Annotated in this window: 21 protein-coding genes; 7 read left to right on the forward strand and 14 right to left on the reverse strand. The window is 58.8% G+C overall.

Annotation, left to right across the window (positions count from 1 at the left end):
- Positions 1–24: 24 nt before the first annotated feature.
- The 6 genes from FQP90_RS12015 to FQP90_RS12040 are packed head-to-tail and all read right to left on the reverse strand — an operon-like array spanning position 25 to position 7,034.
- Positions 25–1,938, reverse strand: a complete 1,914-nt coding sequence (locus FQP90_RS12015; RefSeq protein ID WP_144650553.1) for a glycosyltransferase family protein — start codon at positions 1,936–1,938, stop codon at positions 25–27.
- Positions 1,935–2,825: an ABC transporter ATP-binding protein gene (locus tag FQP90_RS12020; protein ID WP_144650555.1), complete on the reverse strand. Its 891-nt coding sequence runs from the start codon at positions 2,823–2,825 to the stop codon at positions 1,935–1,937. The genes FQP90_RS12015 and FQP90_RS12020 overlap by 4 nt, the downstream gene beginning before the upstream one ends.
- The gene (locus FQP90_RS12025; protein ID WP_167510467.1) at positions 2,812–3,699 is read right to left on the reverse strand and encodes an ABC transporter permease; all 888 of its coding nucleotides are present in this window, start codon (positions 3,697–3,699) and stop codon (positions 2,812–2,814) included. The genes FQP90_RS12020 and FQP90_RS12025 overlap by 14 nt, the downstream gene beginning before the upstream one ends.
- Complete coding sequence (locus tag FQP90_RS12030) at positions 3,699–5,450, reverse strand: glycosyltransferase family 4 protein (RefSeq protein ID WP_244296734.1); 1,752 nt, start codon at positions 5,448–5,450, stop codon at positions 3,699–3,701. The genes FQP90_RS12025 and FQP90_RS12030 overlap by 1 nt, the downstream gene beginning before the upstream one ends.
- The gene (locus FQP90_RS12035) at positions 5,447–6,721 is read right to left on the reverse strand and encodes a glycosyltransferase family 4 protein (RefSeq protein WP_144650558.1); all 1,275 of its coding nucleotides are present in this window, start codon (positions 6,719–6,721) and stop codon (positions 5,447–5,449) included. Before FQP90_RS12035 ends, FQP90_RS12030 begins: the two co-directional genes overlap by 4 nt.
- Positions 6,722–6,725: 4 nt before the next feature.
- A complete protein-coding gene (locus FQP90_RS12040; RefSeq protein WP_144650561.1) occupies positions 6,726–7,034 on the reverse strand; it encodes a hypothetical protein in 309 nt (102 codons plus the stop codon).
- Positions 7,035–7,726: 692 nt separating this feature from the next.
- Between FQP90_RS12040 and FQP90_RS12045 the strand changes: the two genes are divergently transcribed.
- Complete coding sequence (locus tag FQP90_RS12045) at positions 7,727–9,370, forward strand: hypothetical protein (protein ID WP_144650564.1); 1,644 nt, start codon at positions 7,727–7,729, stop codon at positions 9,368–9,370.
- Between the two features lie 96 nt (positions 9,371–9,466).
- Positions 9,467–10,543 carry an LCP family protein gene (locus FQP90_RS12050; protein ID WP_144650567.1) on the forward strand — a complete coding sequence of 359 codons (1,077 nt, stop codon included), beginning with the start codon at positions 9,467–9,469 and terminating at the stop codon, positions 10,541–10,543.
- 96 nt (positions 10,544–10,639) lie between these two features.
- Here the strand turns inward: FQP90_RS12050 and FQP90_RS12055 are convergent, their stop codons facing one another.
- The gene (locus tag FQP90_RS12055; protein WP_144650569.1) at positions 10,640–11,446 is read right to left on the reverse strand and encodes an alpha/beta fold hydrolase; all 807 of its coding nucleotides are present in this window, start codon (positions 11,444–11,446) and stop codon (positions 10,640–10,642) included.
- A gap of 144 nt (positions 11,447–11,590) precedes the next feature.
- Positions 11,591–12,496 carry an alpha/beta hydrolase gene (locus tag FQP90_RS12060; protein WP_244296736.1) on the reverse strand — a complete coding sequence of 302 codons (906 nt, stop codon included), beginning with the start codon at positions 12,494–12,496 and terminating at the stop codon, positions 11,591–11,593.
- A 189-nt stretch (positions 12,497–12,685) separates the two neighbouring features.
- Between FQP90_RS12060 and FQP90_RS12065 the strand changes: the two genes are divergently transcribed.
- Together FQP90_RS12065 and FQP90_RS12070 are read left to right on the forward strand one after the other, a co-directional pair.
- The gene (locus tag FQP90_RS12065) at positions 12,686–13,843 is read left to right on the forward strand and encodes a sensor histidine kinase (RefSeq protein ID WP_244296738.1); all 1,158 of its coding nucleotides are present in this window, start codon (positions 12,686–12,688) and stop codon (positions 13,841–13,843) included.
- Complete coding sequence (locus FQP90_RS12070; protein ID WP_144650578.1) at positions 13,840–14,508, forward strand: response regulator transcription factor; 669 nt, start codon at positions 13,840–13,842, stop codon at positions 14,506–14,508. Before FQP90_RS12065 ends, FQP90_RS12070 begins: the two co-directional genes overlap by 4 nt.
- 19 nt (positions 14,509–14,527) lie before the next feature.
- On the opposite strand, the gene FQP90_RS12075 is transcribed toward FQP90_RS12070, so the two are convergent.
- Positions 14,528–15,991, reverse strand: coding sequence for a protein adenylyltransferase SelO (locus FQP90_RS12075; RefSeq protein ID WP_144650581.1), 1,464 nt, complete (start codon positions 15,989–15,991; stop codon positions 14,528–14,530).
- Between the two features lie 142 nt (positions 15,992–16,133).
- On the opposite strand from FQP90_RS12075, the gene FQP90_RS12080 reads away from it, so the two are divergent.
- The gene (locus tag FQP90_RS12080; RefSeq protein WP_144650584.1) at positions 16,134–16,583 is read left to right on the forward strand and encodes a hypothetical protein; all 450 of its coding nucleotides are present in this window, start codon (positions 16,134–16,136) and stop codon (positions 16,581–16,583) included.
- A 311-nt stretch (positions 16,584–16,894) separates the two neighbouring features.
- On the opposite strand, the gene FQP90_RS12085 is transcribed toward FQP90_RS12080, so the two are convergent.
- From FQP90_RS12085 to FQP90_RS12095, 3 genes are all read right to left on the reverse strand, one after another.
- The gene (locus FQP90_RS12085) at positions 16,895–17,266 is read right to left on the reverse strand and encodes a PH domain-containing protein (RefSeq protein ID WP_144650587.1); all 372 of its coding nucleotides are present in this window, start codon (positions 17,264–17,266) and stop codon (positions 16,895–16,897) included.
- Positions 17,267–17,280: 14 nt separating this feature from the next.
- Entirely contained in the window at positions 17,281–17,820 is a 540-nt protein-coding gene (locus FQP90_RS23770) for a TM2 domain-containing protein (RefSeq protein ID WP_167510469.1), read from the reverse strand.
- 178 nt (positions 17,821–17,998) lie between these two features.
- On the reverse strand, positions 17,999–18,412 hold the full coding sequence (locus FQP90_RS12095; RefSeq protein WP_144650590.1) for a hypothetical protein: 414 nt from the start codon (positions 18,410–18,412) through the stop codon (positions 17,999–18,001).
- A 14-nt stretch (positions 18,413–18,426) separates the two neighbouring features.
- On the opposite strand from FQP90_RS12095, the gene FQP90_RS12100 reads away from it, so the two are divergent.
- Positions 18,427–19,875 (forward strand): sugar transferase, encoded by a 1,449-nt coding sequence (locus FQP90_RS12100; RefSeq protein ID WP_244296740.1) that lies wholly within the window; start codon positions 18,427–18,429, stop codon positions 19,873–19,875.
- Positions 19,876–19,926: 51 nt separating this feature from the next.
- On the forward strand, positions 19,927–21,249 hold the full coding sequence (locus tag FQP90_RS12105; protein WP_144650593.1) for a hypothetical protein: 1,323 nt from the start codon (positions 19,927–19,929) through the stop codon (positions 21,247–21,249).
- Here FQP90_RS12105 and FQP90_RS12110 read toward each other — a convergent pair.
- On the reverse strand, positions 21,175–21,924 hold the full coding sequence (locus tag FQP90_RS12110; protein ID WP_167510470.1) for a WecB/TagA/CpsF family glycosyltransferase: 750 nt from the start codon (positions 21,922–21,924) through the stop codon (positions 21,175–21,177). The genes FQP90_RS12105 and FQP90_RS12110 overlap by 75 nt on opposite strands.
- Positions 21,921–22,952 (reverse strand): glycosyltransferase, encoded by a 1,032-nt coding sequence (locus FQP90_RS12115; protein ID WP_144650599.1) that lies wholly within the window; start codon positions 22,950–22,952, stop codon positions 21,921–21,923. Before FQP90_RS12115 ends, FQP90_RS12110 begins: the two co-directional genes overlap by 4 nt.
- Between the last annotated feature and the right edge of the window lie 220 nt (positions 22,953–23,172).

The following is a 23,172-nucleotide window of genomic DNA, read 5'->3' on the forward strand; positions in this document are numbered from 1 at the left end:
TATTCCCCGTTTATTTTGGTTTATCTAGACAGTGATGTGCTCGGAAGGATTGCCCCAGAACTGAATGTCCCCGGACGCTAGTAATTGATCATCGGTGGCAGTCCACGTATGTCCGGAAGCCGACCGCTGAACGTAGTAGTTGTATCGGTCGGAGGCATAGATCTTGCCTCCGGCATCGCTGACCGCGCGCATGAAGGCTGTGTCCTCTCCTCGCCCAAGCTCCTCGAAGGGGTAGCGTTCGAAGATTGACTTCTTGGCCATGATCGTTGCACCAATAACCATGTGGCTGAAGCGATGCTCCATATGATTGAACCTCAGCAGTGTGGCATTCCGGCTCTCGATATACATGAAGTGCGCTAGCTTGCCGACGACGTCGGCTCCCGAGAACATCAAGGCATTAACCTGATCTCGAAGGTAGTTCGGACCGTAATAGTCGTCGTCGTCCATCTTCGTGAGAATTGCACCGCTCGATGCCGCAACACACAGATTCAGGCAAGTACCAAGACTGACTGTCCTGGGCTCATGAAGGAGCGTCACTTTGCGTACGCCATACTTCCTACGCAGACGCCAAATTTTCCACCAGCTGGGCTTGAAACCATGCGTCAGCAGAACCAACTCGACGTCGATCCCTCGCTGGGAGCCAACGGTCTTGAAAACATGTTCGAGTTGATGAGGGCGAATAGTGGATACCAGTGCACTCACTGATTCGGGTTGCACTGGGCGAGCCCTATGAGGCAGCGCCAGCCCTACGACTTTTTCTGCTCTGTGCGCGTAAGTGTGCTCGGCCCAAATTCGACGTTGGGCGAGGTGAACGGAACGATCGTTTAGTTCGGGACTCCTCATCAACGCTCGCATGATGAACGCTGCGTCTTCCTTGTTTTCCACGCTGTGAATCTCGCCGTCGGGGAAGAACCTCGGCAACGCAGGGCTGGGCGTGGTGACCACGGGTGTTCCGGAAGCGGTGATTTCGAAGATTCGGCGAGCACACATACTCGGAGAATCGACTACTGAGTTGACGTTCAAAAAGACTTTGTAGGCCTTGTACGCGGTCAGCATTTGATCATATGTCAGCGAGCCAACAACATGGGAAGCGTATGGTTCCGGAAATTGGTAGTCCGGATTCCCACCGAGCTGCCGCGAGAAAATCTCCAAGCCGTGTTTGACCCTGTCCGATCCTGCTATGGCACCATCGAGCAAAAGCTGCATCTGTTCACGGCGTTCAGGATATTTGTGGGCGAAGTACATGCCTGCGAATGCCACGTCACGGGAGTGACGGCCTTCTCGGGGGCGGACAGGATTGTGGATGGCCGGTTGAGCCGCGAACGGCAACACATCGACTCGGTTGTGTCCCAGTGCCTGCCTGTATTCGGGCAGCTTGTTTTCGTCTGAAGTGAAAACGACGTCAAACTCGCGGGCTGCCGGCAAGAAGTCGTGGAAGTGTGGGGGGTCTTCTTTGTTCCAAAAGACCGTCGGAACACCGTTGTCACGGCACCATTCCATAAGGTTCAGGAAATCCTGTTTCGGGCCACTGGTCCCCGTCAGCTGGTATCTCCAGGACCCACTATTGCCTTCCCACGCGGACTCAACAAACAGGAAGTCAATGCGCTGCTCCTGAAGCTGCTGCATCCAGCGGTCCTTCGTCAGAAAGACAAGATTCCATTCGAAGGCATAGGCCTTGGCTGAGAAATCATCCAGGATTACGGCCACGGTTAGATCATCCCGGCGGGACGGCACCCGCGGGTAGTCGAAGGCCGGGAAAGTGAGTTGCCGTTTCTCGTTACTAGTCTTAGAAGTTGCTGGTCGCGCCTGCACGTTCTTGTTGGATGTCTTATTTACCGCAAGCGCCCGTTGGCGTATATGGAACGCCTGGAGTTGCCGGACTCCCCCGGCCCGAAAGTGCCAAGCGGCCTTTCGTAAATTTTCCACGGTATAAATCATGCCCGACTCCTACGCATCTTACTTCTGCCCAAAATTTCTGTCATTTGCAGGTTTGCCCGAGCTTCATCACGAATTCTGGCGGCAGATATGCCGTTTCCTTTCGCAAGATTTCCAGTGAAATCCTGGTAGGCCTTGACGGTCTCAGCAGGGTCTCCGTCCATGATCATGTGGCCCATGTCCAGCCACACGACGCGGCTACACATGCTGGTGATGGTGTCCAGTGAGTGGCTTACGATGAAAACGCAGCCCGCCTGTTCACGTAGTTGATCCATACGGCGTTTACTTCTCTCACCGAATTGGGCATCACCCGTGTTCAATGCTTCGTCTACAAGGAGAATCTCTGGATCGATACTTGCAGCAATGGCGAATCGAAGCCTTGATGCCATGCCTGAGGAGTAAGACTTCATAGGCAGGTAGATAGACTCCCTTAGCCCGGAAAGCTCTACGATGCTAGTAAATTTAGCGGCTACTTCCCGGCGGCTCATGCCCATAGCGAGACATCCCAGGACTACGTTCTGGTGACCCGAAAGGTCGCCGACAAGCGCAGCGTTGACTCCCAACATTATCGGAGTACTGGAAGCGAAGACCGCACCCGAGGAGGGCCTGACCTGTCCGCAAATGAGTTTCATCAGCGTGCTCTTACCAGAACCATTTCGGCCGATAATGCCAACCGACTCGCCCCGCTCTACGACCAGGGACAACTCGTGCAAGGCCCGCACGGTTACCGTGTTGGGGCGCCGTATCAGGCGTCCCAAGAAGCTCGTTTCCCGGCGTTCCTTCGCAACCGCGTCAGCATCGGTTGTGACCACGCGATACTCCATGGCGGCACGATCCACTACTACGCAGGGGTGACCCTCAACGTCCAAGACCTGTTCAGCCACGACCATAGGATTCTTCCCCCTGCCAGAAGAAAACCATGCCAACGAGAAGCGCACCAAAGGCCCAAACGCTGAGTGTCGCCCATGACTGCCACGTCGGAGGTTGTGCGTAGAGGACACAGTTGCGGATAATGTCAATCACGTTGAAGAGCGGATTTAGCTTCATGATCGCCAATATGTCCGGGTGCGTGACAAATCTCTCGTAGGAGTAGAAGATAGCGGAGCCATACATCCAGGCCCGCATGAAAAACGGCAGCAAGTGCGTCGCATCATGCACGCGGGAGATGACGCGCGCCAGGATTAGCCCCACACCCAAGTTGAAGATGGCCTGCAGCATTACGGCTGGAATAATCATGAACCACAACCAGGTGATCTTTTCCACTGGTGGAATCAGAGTGATGATCAGGAGCATGGCGAGAATCAGCGGGACGTTCGACATCATCTCACGGATGTTGACCCCAATAGGAAGCGTTGCCCGCGGGAAGTTGAAGGCTTGGACTACGGCTTTGTTGCTATGGATCGATCTCGCGCCGCTTGTTATGGCGCCAGACGTCCCCTGGAAGATGAAGATGCCAATAACCAAGTAACCAACGTAATTCTCGATGCCATGACCGGTTTGGAGCAGCAGTCCAAAAATCACAAAGTAAGTAAGACCGTTGAAGATGGGGTTGAGCAACAACCATGCACTGCCCAAGCGGTCACGGCGTGTCCCGCTCTGAACCCTGGCGCGGGCATCGTAGAAGATGAACTCGCGAAAGTCCCAGAGCTGTACCAAGTAGTCCAAGAATCCTGGCCGTGCGCCGACGCGCGTCAAGCGCCGCATATCCACAGCCAGCGGTTGTACCACTGCTGGCTCTGGCAAAAGTGCCTTTTTCGCCGACATCAGCTGACCCTCCTCTTATAGTTAGACGCTAAAGCTTCATAAGCTCGGCCATACGCAATAGCGTTGGCCTGCCACGTCCTTGTGGCTAGTACATAGTCCCTGCCCGCAGAGCCCATCCGCCGGCGCAATCCCTCATCCTCCAACAGATCGAGCAATACCTCAGCCAACCGTCCAGGGTCTTCAGCCTTGGTCACTCTGCCGTTGACGCCGTCGTGCACTATCTCACGCAGGGCGCTGAGATCGCTGGCCACCACCGGCCTACTGGAGGCCAGAGCTTCTACGGGCTTCAACGGAGTTACTGCCTGCGTTACGGTCGAATCCTTTCGAGGCACAACAAAAACGTCCAAGGCCAAGTGGTAAAGCCGCGCTTGCTCCGGCAGGACCCGACCGGTGAAGATGGTCCGCCCTGAAAGCCCCAGACGCGCGACTTGGTCACGGAGAGCAGGCGCGGCCGTGCCATCGCCTACCAAGACCAGCTTCAACTTTGGCAGTCTTGGCGCAAGCAGCGCAAATGATGTGACGAGGTCGTCAAGGCCCTCGTAGCCGACAAGGCTACTGACAGTCCCTATATAGAGGTCGTCTGGTTCAAGACCGAGGGCATGACGAGCTTCCCCGTGCTTCATCGGAGCTTCCAGATACGCACCCCCAACCGCATTGGGAGTTATGAGGATCTTATGGTCCGGGACGCCGCTGGCTGCGATGTTCTGTTTCATCGACTCACCGAGGGTCACTACGAGGTCGGCTGCGCGCATGACGTCGGCTTCACGCTCGGTGAAGAGCTCGTATCGTTCGCTGCTGCGTGCTGCCTCATCGCGGCTCGACGCCCAAGTGTCTGCCAACTGCCCCCGGACCTCGTAGACCCACGGTATGTCCAAAGCGCTGGCTACTTCACGCGCCACCAGTCCATTAACAAAGTGGGTGGTGGTGTGCAGAACTGACGGCCTAAAGTCCCGCGCCAACGTCAGCAACTCCGACGCCTGTTGCTGCAGACGACCATCCATTGTCGCCGCCATGCGGCTTGGCAGGATCCGCTCGTATCGAACGCCGTCAACAGTGTCCAGCTTCCGAGCGGTGAGTGTGCCAATCTGAACGGGATAGCCCAAGCGGGTTACGGCCAAGGTTTCCCAGCCGGCATCCTGCTGGGCGGTCAGGATGGAGTGCGAGCGTCGCGCGTACCCACTGCCGGTGTGAGGCACCGAGTTTGTCAGCAGGTGAAGTACTCGGCGGGGTTCAGGTACCACGGACGTAGTCGTTAGGGCTGGCTTCCAACCTTTGAAGACCTTGAGTTCCGATTCGAGACGACGCCGTTGTTTAGCCGTGCTGCCAGGTTTGCTCCGAAGAACGTCGAGAGCGCCACTCATGTCGCCGTCGTACCACTTTCGCCTGGCGATGGTGGCCGGAACGGACCTGGAGTCCCCTGCGCGTTGTAAGAGAACGTCCGCCCATTGGGGCAGTCCTGCTGCAATGGCAACGTCAGCGGCCTTCCGGGCAGATGCACCTTCGCAGCCGGCAACCAGCATGCCTTCAAAGCGTCGAATCAGTTCAGACTCTTGGCCCGCTGCATGGCTGGCTAGGAGAAACAGCGGACGCCCGGACGAGGGTGCCAGTGACGCGAGGAGACGAGCAGCCGGTCTGACGAATCCCGCGGGCAGTTTCCTCAGAACCTGAAGTACCAACACAAACGGAGCCTCGGTTAGGTGCTCCGACACCGTTCCCGCCATAAGTTTGATGTTGCGAAATAACTGGATCACTTGGTGTGCTCCTGGTCTGCCGAGCGTTCCGGACGCACCAGTGACGAAATGTTGTCCATGTATTTAACCGCCAGTTGCGCGTAGTCGGCATTATCACGCACCCACTCACGTCCACTTGCACCGGACGCCAGCCGACTCCGATCGGCGGCCAGCTCGCGCCACAACTGTGCCACGGCCTCAGGGCTGGCGGGCACGACGTCTCCGCCACCGGCCTCGAGAACAATGCGCTCAGCCTCGCCCCGCACTATAGCGGTGACGTGCCTCCCAATCGCCAGGACCTCGTAGGTCTTTGAGGGCACTGTGGTCTCGAAGGACTTCCAGTCGTCCCGAAGGGACACTACGCAGGTATCCGCTTCCCGGTATTTTTCTACCACTTCTGGTCCTTGAAGCGAGGGAAAAAAGGTGACGGGCGCGTCCAGTTCGCGGGCCAATTTCACCAGTTGGGGACGGGTGGTGCCGTGCCCTACGAGCGTCAGCTGAAACGCGTCACCCAACAGGGCGCTGGCGCGAATCAGTATGTCCAAGCGTTGGCTCTTGCCGTGATTTCCCAAGTACAGGGCTCGGAAGACATCACGCTCCATCGGCGGCGGATCCAGGAATGGGACTAAGTTTAGATCGAGACCGTTGCTGACTGTGACCACATTTTCCAGGCCGCGTTCCCGCAATGTATCTGCAAAGCCTTCCGTGACCGTCACCACGAGATCGGCCCGCTGCTGCACGAACTCTACGACTCGCTCTACCAAGCTTTTGACGCTGCCTTGCACCATTCGGGCATCTCGCGCAAGATCCGGCCAAGCATCCCGCATCTCGACGATAAAAGGCACTCTACGAAGCTTGGAGAGAACATATCCGGTTGCCAGAGTAGGGAGACTCGGCGCCGTCGCAAGAATTGCATCGGGTTTCTTGCCACCCAGCCCTATGGGAACGGACATGACTGCCGAGAAAAGCTGGTCTATAAAGCGCGCAAGGGACGAAGTCCCCAGATGCCTCAGGTAAGGAGCGCGTCGGATGATTTCCCCGTGTGGCCCGGTTTGCTGCGTGAAGGCAAGCCCAGCTTGCCTACGGGGCAAATTGCGGCGGCCGTTGGGATAGTGAGCTACGGGAGCGACAACGTCCACGTCCCACCCCGCCCGACGAAATTCGCGGGTCAAGGATAACCATCGACGTTGGGGAGGGCTGTGCTCAGGCCAGTAAGAATGTGTGAGGAGCATAAGGCGCAGCGGTGATGCAGGTTTTTCGTCAGCCCTATCCCCGTGCAGGGAGTTACGCATTGGCCTACTTGCCGTTGACGCGGGATCCGGGGACGCCCCTGGAACGCAGAGCCCTGAAGTATGCGACACCCAGAAGTATCAGCACCAGAACGGTGAGACCTTGGACGATGGGGTTGTTTTCGGCAACCGGCGCCAAGGCAGCTTTCAAAGGGCCAGCGACATCTGCACTAACCACCGGAGGCGCTGCGGTCTTAGTAGCTGAGGGGGTCGGCGTAGGCGTGGTCTCGGCGGGAGCCGACGTAGCGGGGTCCGCCGGGATCTCAGGTTCCACGACGTAACCTTGCATGCCGGCGTCCGTTGGTACTTCAGGCACTTGGGTCTCTTGAGGGGGAATGACCGGTGCTACTGGCTCAACGGGCGCCGGACCGGCGGGTTCCGGGGCTGGCGGAACGACAGGTGCAGGCTCTACAGGCGGCACAACTGGAGCAGGCGTCTCCGGGTCCAAGGGTGCAAACGTCGGAACCGGCTCAATCGGAGGGACCACCACCGGAGGCACTACCGGCTTGGTAGGAGTTCCAGGGTCAACCGGCTGCCCGGTTTCCGTCCCGGGTCCTGGTTCTGTTTCGGTGGCGATGGCAGGCTGGATTCCAAGGAACCCGAGAATGGCCAGCATCAAGACCACAAGTGCGGCTTGAACACGTTTGATTCCGGTGCCCAACTTTCCCCCCGTTGTATCTATTTCAGAGCTCTCTCAGAGCTCTGTCGAACACAACCGCCTGAGACTTGGCGGCGCGCGGACGTCCACCGTCGGAGGGCGACCCGGTTTAGTTTATCGTATGGATTAGAAGTACCTTTCCGTGCGGGCTCTGACACCGCTGTCCGAAAGCCGCCCCACAGCCACTCCCAAAGTGGGCACAACGTCCTTGCTAGAGTCATAGCTGCCAAGCCGATCCCTAGGAAGTCATGCCGCTCCGGAAGTTGCCCAAGAGTGAAACGCCTCCCGACGGGTCCCTGTTGCACCGTTTTCCTGGGAGCTCGTTTCGCCTCGTCACCGTAGTTACGGCGATGTCTGCAGTGTTTTTGATGTTGGGCGGAGTCAGCTTCGTCGCAGGAATCGAAAGAGATGTCAAAGAGGCTGACTCATCCGGGCTTGTGGCCGGGAAAGTCCCCGGCCAGAAATCACCCGAGCCAACCTACCCGATCAGCGGTTACTTCATCATGGCCAGTTCCCGCGACACCACCAACCAGAAAAAGCTTGCGGATATCAAAGCACTTGGCGGCGATACCGTTATCACCTTCGGGACATCACTTCAGCCAGCCACACTGGCGTCAATGCCCGGTGACTGCCTCATTGACGGGAAGCCCTGCGCGAGAGTCGCCTCCGGCTCACTCAGCGTGGACCGCTATTTCACATTCTTGGACGGTAGCAATTGGGGCGATTCAGCTCTCAAATGCCCGAATGACCGCACAGTCAATAACAACGGCCAAACATACTCAGTTCTGGTTCTGCCAAATTCTGGTCAAGGATGCACCTCCTCCGACGGAAAATATGACGTCGTGGTGGCCGGAGGCGGCAGCTCATCTGCAGTCGACCCCTCTCACTCCCTGGCAAACGCAGCCACCGATCTTGGCATGAAGTTCTACGCCGGCTTGCCCGCACCGGTGAGAGGCAATGAGCTCGCCTATCTTCCAGATCTCTCATATCAAGCAACGCTGGCTGTCTTCACTGAGCGGTTTCTCGCCTATCAGGCGGATGCAAATGACATACCGGGCCTGGCTGGCTTCTACCACCACACGGAGATGCCTTTAACAGACAGCTCTGTGTTCGATCCAATACTCGATCTTTACACCAATCAAAACCGTGCCATTCGTCGTATCCTTCCTACCCGCGAAGCGATAGTCAGTCCGTACATTGATTCCCGCACCGCCAACGCAGGCATCAGTCTAGATAAGGTCAAAACCGGGATCCGCAGGATTGCGCAAACTTCGGGCGGCCTGGGGCTGAACATTGCCATCCAAGATGGCATGGGTACTGGCAAGGGTGCAGCGTTCAGTGAAAGCGAAGCCAACTCGGCAGTAGATCCTTTCGCGGCAACCATTGTTGGACAAGGTCCTTGGGGAGCAAAGTACATTGCGCCAAACAAGGATTACTTCTCCGCCGCTGCCACAGGTATTTCCGGCACCGGAGCCGTGCTGTGGGCCAATGTTGAAGGGATGGCACCCGTAACCAATGCAAACACGTGCGGTGACAGCCGTCGCGGACAAACAACCAAGGCACGCCTGGACCGTCAACTTCAACAGGTAGCCACAGCCAAGAAGATTGTTTCCTTCATGTGGGACTCGTACTTCACCTGCAAAGGGACCGGCACTACCTTGCGGGAACAGGTCGAGTCGGGTGCCTCCACCCCCATCGTCACCGACACGACCTTTAAACCCTCCACTGGGCAAGTCGAGGTGGTTGGCTTCAACTTGGAGGGAAGTAAGGTCACCGTGAAGTGGACGAACCAAAAAGGACAACAGCTCGAGAAATCTGTAAAAGCCAACACTCCGGATTCGACCTACGGAATACAGAAAGGCATGAATCCCAGGCTGGAAAAGGTCTCCGTCAACGTTGGCGTCACTACCAGGAATGCCTCAAAGGACTACACAGTAGAACTAACCAATGGTTGGGGTAAGAAGGCGACAGAATTTCGTTCCCAGCTCCCCTAATCACGTCGTCCTGAGGCTGAGTCTGATAGGTCGCTGTGCGGGCTACTTTTGCCGCTTGATAGAATCATCACTGCTGACGCCGACACCAAGGAACACATGACGCTCCCGACCGAAACCGAAACTCCCTCTGAGGAGTCCCGACCCCGACGTCAAAAGAGCGGCAAGAAAACCGCACGGAACGTGCTCCTTGGCTTCGCCGCCGCGGTGCTCGTAGCTGGCCTCATCGGCGGCGCTTACATCTTCAACCTTGCACAGACGTTCAACTCGGGTACCACCAAGATTGAGACCGCTTTCCCGGAAGAGTCCACGCGACCGCAGAAGACAGAGCCCGTCAACGGTACTGCGGCGATGAACATCCTTGTGATGGGCAGCGACACCCGCGGATCTGCTGAACTCGACGTCGACACCCAATCGTCCACCGACCAGCGGGCTGACACTCTGATGCTGGTGCATATCCCGGCGGACCGTAAGAATGTCTACGCTGTTTCCCTCATGCGGGACCTTTGGGTCGACATCCCCGGAAAGGGACAGTCGAAGATTAACTCGGCCCTGGCTCAGGGTGGTGTTCCGCTCATGGTCCAGACAGTGGAGTCTCTCTTCCAGCAGCGCATTGACCACGTAGCCATGGTGGACTTCGAAGGCTTCAAGGGCCTCACAGATGCCTTGGGCGGTGTGGAAGTCGATATCAAGATTCCATTCTCGCCAGCAAAGGGTCCCATGAAGGGTCACTATTACGAAGCCGGGAAGCAGACCCTCAACGGTGACGAAGCATTGGCCTTTGTCCGTGAGCGTTATTCGTTCAGCGACGGCGACTACCAGCGCGTGCGAAACCAGCAGGCCTACATGAAGGCAATCATCAGCAAGACGATCGCCCGCGAGACGCTGACCAACCCGGTAACGGTCAACAGCATGGTGAGCGCAGTGTCACCGTTCATCAGTGTCGACAAAGGCTTCGATGCTGCAGCCATCGGTAGCCTCGCACTGGGGATGAAGGACCTTCGAGCGAACGACACCGTGATGTTCACGCTGCCCACGCTCGGCACCGGAACGTCCGCGGACGGACAGTCGATCGTTGTGCCGGACACAACAGCCATCAACGAGATTGCAACAGCCCTTTCGAAGGACCAGCTGGGAGCCTACGTCACTGCTCATGCTCTTGAGAAAGGCAACTAGCAACAAACCCGGTACCTCAAGAGCTAACCAGTAACCCCTGCATTCGGCCTCGCCGTGTGCAGGGGTTCTCGTTTTGGCCCTTCGGCCTCCCGCTATCTAGGTGTAGAGGAACCCCCGCACATCCCCCGCCACGCGCTCCGGGCACTCCCACAGCACCAGGTGTCCCGTCTCCTCATGCACCTTGAGCCTGGACCCAGGAATTCGTCCGGCAAGCGTCTCCTGATGGTGCCGCGGAACCAGGTGGTCGTGGACGCCCCAGAGGATCAACGTAGGAGCTGAAATGGTGCCTGCTTCCGTCGGCGGGACAGCCTCGTAGTATCCCCGCAGCGATGATTTCCAAACGGACGCCGGCATAGCCAGGCCATCCCGCACCCGGTCATCGATGTACCAAGCGGGCACGGTGTGCAGCAGCCTGTACCAAGACAAGGAGTTGCGAACCCAGTCCTCGGAAACCGGATCAGTCAGCGACTCCACGTCGTCGGCAAACGGAGGCTTCCCGTGCAGGCTGAGCGGCGAGCCCACCATGATCAGAGATTCCACAAGCTCCGGACGCAACACTGCCAACTGCTGCGCCACGTATCCCCCGCTGGACGAACCCAGCACGTGAACTCGGGAAATCCCCAGGGCTTCAATGAGTGCAGCCACATCCTGAGCCACCTCAACCAACGAGTACCCATCTAAAGGCTTGTCCGCCCCACCGTGCCCACGCAGATCCGGCGCCACAACAACCACGTCCGGAAGTGAGGCAATCAGCCGCTCGAAACTCCGCCAGGACTCACTCCAGGCGTGCAGCAAGAGCAAAGGCGTGCCGCCGTCGTCGACCATTTCCTCAAGGTGACCTTGAACAAAACACGGCACAGTGATTCCGGTGGCGAGAGATACGGTCCTGACCTCGGACTTCATGGGGCCAGCGTACGCTCAGCCCTCCGCTCCCACGAGGGCCAACAAAGACACCCGGTCAATTACCAGCTTTCGGCGTTAAGGTTGTTGTGTCCCGCCTGATCCCCCATCAGGCGGGACACCTACGTTAAGCCGCCATTAGCGGGATCAGCTCCGCCCCGTCTCCCACTCCCGGAACTTGTCAGCAATCTCCGCGGAGTGCGTGTGATGAAGGTAGTGCTCGCCGGGCAGGGGCACCACGGTTCCGTCGGTAACGCTCGATGCCTGCTTCTGGTGCAGGCCCACCCACTCCGGGTTCTTCGCGTTGTCTGACACGACGAACAGGAGCAGCGGCAGGTCCGCCGGGAAACCCGTGCCGAGGGAGCGCTCGAAGTTCTGGGGAATGTGCGCCATCTCGTTGAGATAGGTGGGGTTGAGGGAGTTCCGGTTGGTGAGCAACTCCATCTGCTCCCGCGCATGGTCGGAGTACTCGGAGTTGTCCTTGGCATAGGCGGCAGCGGTGAACAGGCGCATGATGCCGAGGTTCTTCGCCGCGGAGAACAGCCCCGTGGGGAACTGGGTGTCCATCCCCGGCTGCCCGGGGACACTGGTGTCGATGCCAACAAATCGCGTCACCTCCTCCGGGTAGCGGGTGGCATATTCGATGCCGTAAATGCCGGCGATGGAGTGGCCCATCAGGACGTACCGGTCAATATCGAGTGCCTCAAGCGCCCCATGGACCTCCTGCACGATGTTCTCAGTGGTCCGCTCCTGATCAGTGCCGTCGCTGAGGCCGTAACCGAACGGTTCCACCACGATCACGCGATGATCGGTGGCAAGGTCCCGTACCAGCGGCGCGAAATCGAGGACAGGAGAAGACGTGCCAAAGCCCGGCAAGAGTACGAGGTTCTCCCCGGCCCCGCTCACGAAGACATTCATCTTGCGGCCTTCGACGTCCACCCTCTGGCCGTAGGATTCGATCCGCTGACTCTCGGATTCGCTCGCCACCACATTGATCACCGTGGTGGTAGCCAAGCCCACAGCGAGCACGGCCCCTACCGCGGTAGCCGCCACGAGCAATTTCTTAACTGACCTCTTCAACCATGCCTCTCCAGGGCACACCATGTGCCCTCCATCCAGCCTCGCTTTCAACAGCGGCGCCCGCGTCACCCCCAGGGGTTCACTTGCGTACTACTTTCGCGGTACGTGGATATCGTCCTCACGATGAAGCAGTCCGGGTGGTGGCAACGCAATACTGGGCGGGTGCCGTCACTCCGCCCCCCAGGAATCACCGCACCGCTGGGTGATGTCATCGCCGTCGCCCTTGTGGTGCTCTTTGGCGTCCTTCCCTATCCCGACGAAGTTTTCCAAGCCCGTGGACTGTTGCTCGTTGTGGCACTCCTGCCCGTTGCGGTGATCCCAATTCGCCGCCGCTGGCCCGTCGCTACGCTCGGGGTAAGTCTCGCCTGCACCGTTGGCATCGCCTTCGCCGGAGTACTCGCACCCGGAACGCTGATCGCTGTCACAGTGGCGGCGTTTTCAGTGGCAGCCCGGACACGACGGCTGGTGGCAATCATCTATGTGGGTCTGGCAGCACTGGTGGTGTTCGTTGTCAGTTCTGTCCCACTTCACGGCGATCTCTTCGACTCCCGGGCACTTCAGTTCGTCTCCTTCATCGTCGTGGCCGGTGCCATGGGGGACGCCACAAGATCGCGCCGCGAGTACATCGCCGCCGTGACCGAACGCGCCGAACGAGCCGAGCGCGGCAAGGAAGAGGAAGCACGACGGCGGGTGGCTGAGGAACGCGTCCGGATCGCCCGGGATCTCCACGACCTGGTTGCTCATCAAATCTCCGTGATCAGCCTTAGCGCCGGGGTGGCCTCCTCCTCGCTGCAGGCACGGCCGGAACGGGCGCAGGAGGCACTGACGAACATCCGGAGTGCGTCCCGATCCGTCCTGGCCGACATCGGCATGTTGATGGCGCTCCTGCGCACCGAGAATGCGGACGAACAACGTGATCTCCACCCACAGGCCGGGCTGAGTCGGCTTGACCATCTACTCTCCCGCTTCACCGATGCCGGCCTGCAGGTCACATTGCACAGGGAGCCGGGCATCGCCCCGCTCTCCTCAGCAAGCGACCACGCCGCCTATCTGGCCCTGCAGGAGGGCCTCACCAACGCGCACAAACACGGCACAGGCAACCAAACCGCCGTCGACATCCGCGCCAGCGCAGGTGACATACTGCTGACGGTCACCAATCCCGTGGGTCGTGAAGCTTCCTTGGCCGCAGCCAGCGGGCACGGACTGCGTGGACTACGCGAAAGGGTGGCGGCCGTGCGTGGAAACGTCCGGACTTTGCGCAGAGACGGCGAGTTTCGGCTCATCGTCACTATCCCCTCTGCAGACGGTGCGGGGAGATGATCCGGGTTCTCGTCGTCGACGATCAACCGTTGGTGCGGCAAGCCGTGCGGGACATTCTGTCCGACAACGGCGACATCCGAGTGGTTGGCGAGGCAGCAAACGGCCGCGAGGCTGTGGTCGTCACGGCGCGAGAGGTCCCGGACGTCGTCGTCATGGATATCCGAATGCCCGAGCTCGACGGTATCGCAGCCACAGAGCAAATCTGCGCGGGTCGTTCCGGCGGCACGACGCGAGTTCTGGTCCTCACCACCTTCGAGGAAGACGAGTACATTGTGGCCGCCCTCCGTGCCGGCGCGAGCGGCTTCATCGGCAAAGGCGCGGAGCCCGACGACATCGTCCGTGCCGTGCGAACCATCCATCTGGGTGAATCGCTGTTGTCACCCGCTGCGACGCGATCCCTCGTTGAGCGTTTCGTACAGCAGCCCGCTCCCCGCGCCACCGTGTGGGAGGACAAGACGCTCGCTCGACTCACCGAGCGCGAGCGGGAGGTGCTCCTCCTCGTCGCCAGGGGGCTGACTAATCAGGAGATCGCGGCGGACCTGGTAATCTCCCCGCACACAGCAAAGACACACGTCAACCGGATCATGACCAAAGTGGATGCCCGGGATCGAGCTCACCTGGTGATCCTTGCTTATGAGTCGGGGCTGGTTTCCGCGGGGCGTTAGTCGTTGGAGCTGAGCATTTTCACGTCCCGCAGAATGTCCGGTAGGGACCGAAGCTCTCCGGCGCGGGCATGGCGTACTTTTCAAATCCAGTCCGCTCGTTGTAGGGCTGAGACACGGCGGTCAGCAGCTGATCCGTGGGCCCCATGTCCCCCTCCGTCGCGGCAGTCAGGGCCTCCTCCACCAAGTGGTTGCGTGGAATGTAGATCGGGTTGACCCTGTCCATGGCGTCCGCGTCCGGCGACAGGGCCCGCCAACGTTCCAGCCAGGAATCGAATGCGGCCAGATCCAGGATCTGGCGACGCACGGGCTCCGCGTCCCCGCGGGCTGCCTGGCCGAGGCTTCGGAACAACGAGGTGTAGTCCGCTCCAGCTTCCTGGACCAGTTCAAGGAGGTGGTCCACCAGAGGTGAGGCCACGCCGTCGTCAATTCCCTCCGGCAGCCCCAGTTTGGCTTGCATGCCGCTAAACCAGGTGGCGCTGTACTGCTGCCGGAAACCATTCAATGCCTCAACCGCGAGCGCTACCGCCTGCTCCTCGTCCTCGTGGATGAGGGGTGCGAGAGATTCGGCGAAGCGGGCAAGGTTCCACTCGGCCACGAGCGGCTGATTGCGGTACGCATAGCGTCCTTGTTCATCGATGGAGCTGTAAACCGCGCCGGGATCGAAGCCTTCCATGAACGCGCACGGACCATAATCGATGGTTTCGCCGGACACTGTCATGTTGTCGGTATTCATGACTCCGTGCACGAATCCCACCAGCATCCACTGGGCTACGAGTGTCGCTTGAACGGAGACGACACCTTTGAGGAGGCCAAGGTACCGGTTGGCTTCCTGATCCGATGACGGGTGGTGGCGTTCTATCGCGTGATCAGCAAGACGGCGGAGTAGGTCCAGGTCATTGCTGGCCCTGGCGTACTGAAAACTGCCAACCCGCAAGTGGCTGCTGGCCACCCGGGTGAGGACAGCGCCCGGCAGGAGCCTCTCACGGTGCACCGGTTTCCCCGTCCCGACCACGGCAAGGCTTCTGGTGGTGGGAATTCTCAACGCATGCATGGCCTCACTGACGATGTACTCCCTCAGCATGGGGCCAACCGCTGCCAATCCGTCGCCGTTCCTCGCGAAGGGCGTCCGTCCCGAACCCTTGAGGTGGATGTCGCGGAGCTTCCCATCAGCGACGGCAATCTCGCCGAGCAGGAGCGCCCGCCCGTCGCCAAGCCGCGGTGAGTACCAGCCGAACTGATGACCCGCGTAGGCCTGGGCCACCGGGGTTGCGTCAGCCGGGAGGGCATTGCCGATCAGCAGCCGGATGCCCTCGGGGCTGCGAAGAAAGTCAAGATCAAAATTAAGTTCGACGGCGAGTGGCTGGTTGAGTGCCAAAAGCTGCGGTTCAGGAGCTTCTTCCGCCCGCCACGGGATAGCCAGCTCCGGGAAACCTTCGGCGAATTGTCCCTCGAGGGCAATGGTAGAAGGCGCGATGTCACTCATCAATCAAGGATATAGATGCTGTGCCCCGGCGCGGAACGGACGGCCCTTACAACGCGGGCCAAGCCTTCGACGTGGAAACTCTTCAATAAAGAACTGGCTAGGGTGGTATGAGGCGAAGCGACAAATAGGGAGCAACCCCAGCATGAGGAAATGCCTGATAGCCATGGCATCACTTGCGGCGGCCACCGTCATCCTGAGCGGTTGCGCCGGGGGACATGATGACGCCAAGGCAAGTGACCTTGGGATTACGTTTGCCTACTCGTTGGCGGGTCACGACGGAAAATTTTGCGATCTCCTGGACAGTTCAGCCGCGCAAACCGTGGATGAATGCAAGCAAGGCGAAGCGGAAATGGCGGCAAAGCAGGAAGCCGAACCGCAACCTATTATCTGGGTTCCCAAGATCTACCAGATGGTGCCCGGCGAAGAGAAAATGCTTGGCATAGTGGTGGAGTTCAACCGGGCCGGGAACCAGGAATTCGTTGCCATAGAAGCAGTGCGCCGGGGCGGCGAGTACAAGATCCTCCGGTGGGCCTATCCGGACAAGACCGATTACAAGACCGACCGCGCCATTACCAACACCTTTGGATGGTGAACCTGCGGCAGTCCTAGTGCATGAAACCGCTGCCGTCCCAGTCTCGGTCGTACTTGCCACACCGTGTGCAGCGCCTGTAACGGCCGCTGCCATCTTCCGCGGATTCCACGTGCCAGACGTGGTGGAGGTTCAATTTGCACATGATCATCTGGAGCATGGCGATCTCCGTTCCCAGCACGCACAACCCGCACAATGCGTTCGAAGCGTGTCCTCAAAGTTTAAGCCGTGCGCAAGGTGACGGGAAGCGTAAACAGCTCGCCGTCGGTGTCCCTCCTTATCCCCCATCGGGCGGGACACCGACGCTGCCACCACTACTTGGTGGTCAACACATTCCACAGGATGAGGTCGTGGGCATGCCTGGCTTTGTCGTCACCGCGGAAATCCGCTTCCTTGATGCTGCCGCCGGTATCGATTCCGATGCTGGATGTCGAGGCGAACCGGCCCATCATCGATTTGTTGGACAGCATGGAGACGGAGCGGATGTTCTTGTATGGCACGGAGACGATGGCCAGTTTGTTGCCAACAAAGCTCTTATCTTGCAGGATGACGCGCATGTTGGTGATACCGACGAAGCCAGTACCCACGCCGATGCAGTCGTACACCGCATAGACGATCTCGCCTTGAAGTAAGCCCGCCCGGATCTGCTCCAATTGCTCTGGCTTGTCGTGAATGATGTTGGTCAAGATCTCTCCCGGGGTCAGTCGCGAAGGGGGACGCCCTGGGCGTCCCTTCGGAAATATTCAGCACCGGCAAGGATCATGATGCCCTCGATGAGGCCCCACAGTCCGATCAGACCGAACGTGAAGATGCCCACCACAATCGTGAGAACCAACTGGATGACACCGATGGTGGTGTAACCCAAGTAGAAGCGGTGGATACCGAGGCCGCCCAGGAAGATCCCCAGCAGGCCGGCAGCGATCTTCGACTTCTGCTGCGGGTAGCCATACGCCGGGTTGGGCAGCGGCGGCTGGGCACCGTACTGCGGTTGCTGGGGCTGCGCGTAGTACTGCGGTTGCCGAGGCTGCGCGTAGTACTGCGGTTGCTGGAGTGCCGGCGGTTGAGCGGCATAGTGCTGCTGCGGAACTTGGGGATGTGCATAAGGCTGCTGGGGCTGCTGGGCATAGCCCTGCGGAGGCAGGGGCGGCTGTGGCTGTTCGTGGAACTGCGGTTGCGGCGGGACGGGAGGCTGGCCGCCTTCCGGTTGAGCTGCGTGGTCGTCTGGATGTGGTTGTGCCATGATGGATGCCTTTCGGAGATAGTCAATGCAGCCCAAGGTGGCGGGCGACAGTCAGAACCGGCATCCCCCAAGCATTGTGCCGAGACCAGTTTGACGGACCACAGCGCGAATTACGTTGATTGCGCGCAACATTTCGGGCTGGAGACCGTCTGGTTCTTGAGCCCTGACCCAAGCGGGTTCATGGTGGCACCGCCCGAACCCCGACACAGCGCTGAATCAACGCATTTTTTGCACTGTCAACAATCAGGATTTGCGCAAAATTTACTAAAATTTGCACAGAATGGATTACATCAGATGCCTTCCTATTGCGCGCAAAATAGCAATATTTGCGCGGAATGAACGTTCTTGAAGCACTGTGAATAATCGCACTCCGCAAGTCTTCGGCAAGTTTTGGAGATGCAACTAAAGTCACTTTAGGATGGGCTTGAAGCGTCAAGTCAACTGCGTTCAGTTGGGTTTGTTCGATTAATTTACGTTCGCCTGATAGGGCGTTGGGGGCAGCTATGGGGGCTGAATCGTGAATATTTGTGTCCTGACTCTGATAACCGTGCTGGAGAACCGCCGCATGCCTGCCGGCGCTTTGCTGCGACATAAGTAGTCCTCGGCATGGCCATTTCGCTAACGTCGTCAACTACCAGCGGGTCCACGGGCAGCACAACCTGGCTGCGCGCTCAAGGTATGCAGATGCGCATTCTGGACTTGCTGTGCGTAGTGCTTGCAGTCGGCGGCGCGCACATACTCCGCTTCGGAGCCGAAGATGCGTCCATTGCCGAAACAGAAGTCTCCTACGCGGCTGTTTCAGTTCTGCTCGTTGTCGTTTGGCTGACAGTACTGGAGTTCAGCGGAACCAAAGACGCGAAAGTCCTCGGTACCGGAACCGAAGAATACAAAAGGGTGGCGGCGTCGTCTCTCTGGCTCTTCGGTGCACTAGCCGTCGTCTCCTACGTTCTCCAGCTGCAGACGGCACGTGGTTACGTCTCGGTTGCCCTCCCCCTGGGAATCCTCCTGCTGCTGGCAAGCCGCTGGTTCCAGCGGCAGATTCTCCACAAAGGCAGGCTCGATGGCCTTTATCTTCATCGCGTCCTTCTGATAGGTGCGGCCCAGAGCGTGGACCACCTGTGGACGAGGCTGAACCAGCATATTGTTTCGGGTTACCAACCCGTGGCGGCCTTCCTCACCGATTCCGGCAGCATTGACAAGCGGCTGCCAGTCCTGGGCACATCCCCATCAGTTGAGGAAGTGCTCGATGCCATTGAGCAGCGAAAGGCTGACACGGTGGCCATCTCCAGTGGTGCTGACCCTACCTTTCTGCGTCATCTGGGATGGGCATTATCGGCCCGCGACGTTGGAATGATCATGGCACCGGCACTTACCGATGTGTCAGGTCCGAGGATTCATATTCAGCCCGTCGCAGGGTTGCCGCTTGTGCACGTCACCACGCCAAAGCTGGAGGGGATGCAGGCCATAGCCAAGCGCACCTTCGATATTCTTGCCTCCTCCGTTCTTCTTGCGCTTCTATCGCTCCCGATGGCTGTTGTGGCACTGCTGATCAAGCTCGATAGCCGCGGGCGAGTGCTCTTCCTCCAGGAGCGCATCGGCAAAGCCGGCGAAGCTTTTCACATGTACAAGTTCCGGTCCATGCGCAGCGACGCGGAGCTACGACTGGAGGCGCTCAAGCAGCTCAGCGAAGGCAACGACGTCCTGTTCAAGATGAAGAACGATCCTCGCGTCACCCGCATCGGAAAATGGATTCGCCGATACTCTATTGACGAACTCCCACAATTGTTCAATGTCCTGAAAGGTGACATGAGCTTGGTAGGACCCCGGCCTCCGTTGCCCTCGGAAGTGGCGGTCTACGAACAGCACGAGCACCGCAGGCTGATGGTAAAGCCGGGTATCACTGGTTTGTGGCAGGTCAGTGGCCGCAGTGACCTGTCGTGGGAAGAGTCCATACGGCTGGACCTCTACTACGTAGAAAACTGGTCGCCAGCCCAAGACCTGATGATCCTGTTCCGCACGCTACGTGCAGTGCTCGCCAGAGACGGCGCTTACTAGCGTTCAGACCACCACAAAGTAAGGCTCGCAATACATGATGAGAAGGACACCTTGAAGCCCGGACACCGGTTGCATGAGAAGCGGAACCCTGAGTTCAGGGGACTCAGCTTCACCCCGGATCAAGCGGGTTGGCTCATTGGGGTGTTGGCGCTGGGAGCGCTGATCAGTGGACTTGCTCAGAACATCCTTCTTACTTATTCATCCTTCGGTGGCTTCAACCTCATGGACGATCTGTGCATCTCGCTGATGTTCATGGTTGCCCTCACTCGATTGGCTCATCGATTCAACGTTCCAGCCCTCCTCTCCGTGGTTTGGATCGTGGCTTGCTTGATCGCTCTTTGGCGAACTGTGGATGAGAGTCTTATTCCCAGCGACTCCGCCTTCTTCCTGTTCCGGCAAGTCTGCATGCCTGTGTTGGTAATCGTCTGTGGGTTGGTCATGACCCGGCGCGAGTGGCGATGGGTCCTGGTGGCAGTGATGGGTATCAGTCTCCTCAACGCCGCCTACATCGGGCTTGAGGTACTGGGAATACGGCTTGTTGATCCCGCTCCTTTTGCCCTTCTCAGCAAAACTGCCATGTACCCGAACGGCTTGCCCGGTTACTACATGTCCTTTGACTTGGCTGGCGAACTTGCAGTCCGAGCTGGCGGGCTCTTCCTGAATCCGCCTACAACAGGCATTGCGACTGGTGCAGCTGCTGTCCTGGCGTTTCATGCCGTGCGGTCCCGCTGGAGGTTATTGCTGGTCCTGGCATTTGGACTCGCGACCATCGCCACCATCAGCCGAGCAGGGATTCTTCTTATGCTTATCGGCATTGTCGGACCGATTCTGGCAAGGAAGCTTCACCCGCTGGTAGCCCTGCCAATTCTGGGGATCCCCGCCCTCATGGCGGGCAACAACATCGCCGACCTCGGCAATTCCGATTCCCATGTAGATGGCCTTACCGTGGGCGTTGAGCATGCCTTCGAATCAGTGATCGGTCGAGGATTCGGCTACGTTGGAAACTTTGCAGGAAAGGCAGGCGGGCTTCAGGAGGCTTCCGAGAGCCTCTCGGGAATTGCGTTTTCTGCCGCTGGTTTGGTGACCGTAGGCATTTACGTTGCAGCGCTGGGTGCAGCTGTCGTTTTCCTGCTGCGGCAACCCGGGCGGTGGGAATCCTATTTGGCCATTGGAGCACTGGTCATTGCGATGCTCGCAGAGACTGCCGGCTCCATGAACGCAACGGTACCCATGTGGCTGCTGGTCGGCGCGACGTTCGCCTCCGGATTGAGAACCCGGAAGCTGACATCCAGCGGTTCCCTAGCTTCGACCGAAGCGCGTCTTCAACGTCAGCAACACAAACCGGGTGTTGCCCACGAGGTATCGCTTCAATAGCCGACGCGGTTCCTGAGCGAATCTGTAGCACCACTCCAAGCCCAGCTTTTGAACCCACAGCGGCGCTCTCTTCAAGCGTCCTGAGATGACATCGAACGATCCACCTACCCCGAACACCAGGCCAACCCCCAGCTGATCCTTGTTGCGGAGGACGAAATGCTCCTTTTGGGGGCTGGGAAGCGCCAGGAAGAGCAGCTCGGGCTTTGCGGAAGCAATGGCTTCCACAACTCCGGATTCTTCGTCAGCAGTCCAGTACCCGTTACGGTAGCCAACCACGTTGACCCCTCTGGAGATGAAGTCTTCGGCGACAGCGTGGACCACGTCGTCACGCGCGCCCAACAGGTATACCCGGTCCCCACGCTCCGGAGCATGCCGAATCAACTCCAGGAACAGGTCGATTCCGGAAACGCGTTCAGGTGCCGGAACGCCAAGAATGCGGCTGGCCCAGACAATGGATTGTCCATCGGCGTTGCTGATGGCACTCGCTTCCACATACTGCCGCAGTTTGGTGTCTTCCAAAGCGGCAAGCACAATGGACGCGTTCAAATCAGCCCGCCAATGGCCACGCTCGCCAACAAGGTGGTGGCACAGATCCACGGACTCCTCCATGGTCAACAGATCCAGGGGAAGGTCGAAGACGCGTTCCCGCCGGGTTACCACGTTGCCGTTGCTCATTCGCGCGTCCCCAAGTCGTTGTGGATCCATTCACTCAATCTCTGCAGCGCCGCGGACTGCTCACGTACTCGCCGGGTTCTGAGCTCAATGATCGAGCCCTCCAATTCGCTTTGCCTGCGGACGGCGTCATTGGCCGCGTCAGCATAAAGTTCAGCGCGCGGTGGAACAGTCAAGGCCGCTTCGCCAAAGAAGTCCCGGAGGACTTCAGTATCCGAAGTGACCAAGGCCTTGCCGGCGCACATTGCTTCGTAGCCGGCTCGCTGCATGGTGTCTTCTTCGGTGGTCGGTGCAAGCAAGACGTTGGCATGCCCCAAAAGCCGAAGGTATTCTTCCCTCGAGACGAAACCGGGAAAGACGGTATTGGCAGCGTTGCATGCCTGAGAGAACGATTCGGGCGCCCTGCCGGTAAAGACCCATACGACGCCGGCAGCCAAGTGGGTTGCTGCGGCCAGTTCCTCAAGAGGTTCATCGTATGAGTACGTGATGGGGACCAGGACGTACTTCTTATCCTGCAGTTGGGCCAGTCCTTGGTCCTCGAACTCACCGAGTTCACCTACTTCGGGGTAGGTCTCTATGAGATCGTGCAGGACCAAGGCTTCGGCTCCATGGTCCTGGGCTTGGACTGCCAGAGCATCGTTGGTGACGATCGCCAGATTGGGTGCGCCAAGGAGCTTGGCCACCAGTTTGGTGGACCACTTCCACTTGGGGTCATAGAAAGTGCCGGTATGGAGGTCGCCACAAATGCGCACGTTCTTCCCGACGGCGGAGCGCACGGCCAAGAGCGCGACGACGGGAGGCTGCATGACAATCACTTCGGTGGGCTTGTATCGACGCAGGTACTTCCACGTGGAAACCCAGAGCCTAAGGTAGCGCAGAGGCAACGGGCCGGACCCGCCGCCGTCGGACCATTCCTCAATGCCTAGCCGCCGGGCGATGCCCTCGCTACGTCCATGGAAATCAATCCAGCTGACGAAAACCGGATTCTTCTTCTGGCCAACAACTGCACCATTTTCGAGCAATGTGGTCATCTGCGAACATCACACTCATGGAGTATGCACGCAGGACGGTACCGAGGCATCGGTTCCATAATTTCTTCCCCCAATGAAACGTCAAACAATACAGCTGGTTTCGCTGCAGCAATACCACCGGAAACCACTGTTCATTCCTCATGAATTCTACTTCATGAGGAATGAAGTCCTGTGCTGGAACGGGCCCTGCGTCACCTTATGAAGCTGCTATGAATTGCAA

It is taken from the genome of Paenarthrobacter nitroguajacolicus (genome assembly GCF_007786235.1).
Classification (GTDB): domain Bacteria; phylum Actinomycetota; class Actinomycetes; order Actinomycetales; family Micrococcaceae; genus Arthrobacter; species Arthrobacter nitroguajacolicus_A.

Bases quoted from the DNA above. Each gene is read 5' to 3' on its own strand.
- FQP90_RS12015 (WP_144650553.1), bottom strand. From the start codon at position 1,938: ATGATTTATACCGTGGAAAATTTACGAAAGGCCGCTTGGCACTTTCGG.
- FQP90_RS12115 (WP_144650599.1), bottom strand. From the start codon at position 22,952: ATGACCACATTGCTCGAAAATGGTGCAGTTGTTGGCCAGAAGAAGAAT.
- FQP90_RS12075 (WP_144650581.1), bottom strand. From the start codon at position 15,991: ATGAGTGACATCGCGCCTTCTACCATTGCCCTCGAGGGACAATTCGCC.
- FQP90_RS12080 (WP_144650584.1), top strand. From the start codon at position 16,134: ATGAGGAAATGCCTGATAGCCATGGCATCACTTGCGGCGGCCACCGTC.
- FQP90_RS12100 (WP_244296740.1), top strand. From the start codon at position 18,427: ATGGCCATTTCGCTAACGTCGTCAACTACCAGCGGGTCCACGGGCAGC.
- FQP90_RS12020 (WP_144650555.1), bottom strand. From the start codon at position 2,825: ATGGTCGTGGCTGAACAGGTCTTGGACGTTGAGGGTCACCCCTGCGTA.
- FQP90_RS12035 (WP_144650558.1), bottom strand. From the start codon at position 6,721: ATGCGTAACTCCCTGCACGGGGATAGGGCTGACGAAAAACCTGCATCA.
- FQP90_RS12050 (WP_144650567.1), top strand. From the start codon at position 9,467: ATGACGCTCCCGACCGAAACCGAAACTCCCTCTGAGGAGTCCCGACCC.
- FQP90_RS12070 (WP_144650578.1), top strand. From the start codon at position 13,840: ATGATCCGGGTTCTCGTCGTCGACGATCAACCGTTGGTGCGGCAAGCC.
- FQP90_RS23770 (WP_167510469.1), bottom strand. From the start codon at position 17,820: ATGGCACAACCACATCCAGACGACCACGCAGCTCAACCGGAAGGCGGC.
- FQP90_RS12095 (WP_144650590.1), bottom strand. From the start codon at position 18,412: ATGTCGCAGCAAAGCGCCGGCAGGCATGCGGCGGTTCTCCAGCACGGT.
- FQP90_RS12055 (WP_144650569.1), bottom strand. From the start codon at position 11,446: ATGAAGTCCGAGGTCAGGACCGTATCTCTCGCCACCGGAATCACTGTG.
- FQP90_RS12025 (WP_167510467.1), bottom strand. From the start codon at position 3,699: ATGTCGGCGAAAAAGGCACTTTTGCCAGAGCCAGCAGTGGTACAACCG.
- FQP90_RS12110 (WP_167510470.1), bottom strand. From the start codon at position 21,924: ATGAGCAACGGCAACGTGGTAACCCGGCGGGAACGCGTCTTCGACCTT.
- FQP90_RS12045 (WP_144650564.1), top strand. From the start codon at position 7,727: ATGTCTGCAGTGTTTTTGATGTTGGGCGGAGTCAGCTTCGTCGCAGGA.